Source organism: Spirulina sp. CCY15215 (assembly GCF_016888125.1).
GTDB lineage: Bacteria > Cyanobacteriota > Cyanobacteriia > Cyanobacteriales > Spirulinaceae > CCY15215.
On sequence record NZ_JACSWA010000148.1, the window covers coordinates 1 to 390 of the forward strand.

Consider the following 390-nt stretch of genomic DNA (forward strand, 5'->3'; position numbering starts at 1 on the left):
TAATAAATTGACCAAAAGCAGCATCTAGGCAATGTTTAGACAACATTCCTTTTGCCCAAGATTTAAAGTTAATATCTTCAAAAAATATTGACTGTGCCTGGTCGCAGAGAGAATGTGCAAGTTTAAACTGCCAATCTTTACGAGTATCAGATATCTTTTGGTGCAGTCTCGCTATTTTTTGGTTTAATTTGTGTCGATTATTAGAGCCTTTCTTTTTGTTCCTTAATCTACGTTGCAGCAATTTCAGCTTGCGCTGTAGTTGGTTCAAGAAGCGAGGTCTTTCGACCAATTCACCATCAGAAGTTGCCAGAAATTTGTCCAGTCCCAAGTCTATCCCAATGGCATGACCGTGAAATGGGACATCTGGAATATTAACATCTAACTGCAAAG

The 390-nt window shown here is 38.5% G+C and carries 1 protein-coding gene; it reads right to left on the minus strand.

Features of this window, described 5'->3' with window-relative positions; genetic code table 11:
• A partial coding sequence (locus JUI58_RS00695; RefSeq protein ID WP_204101829.1) for an RNA-guided endonuclease TnpB family protein occupies positions 1–390 on the minus strand: 390 nt, incomplete at both ends.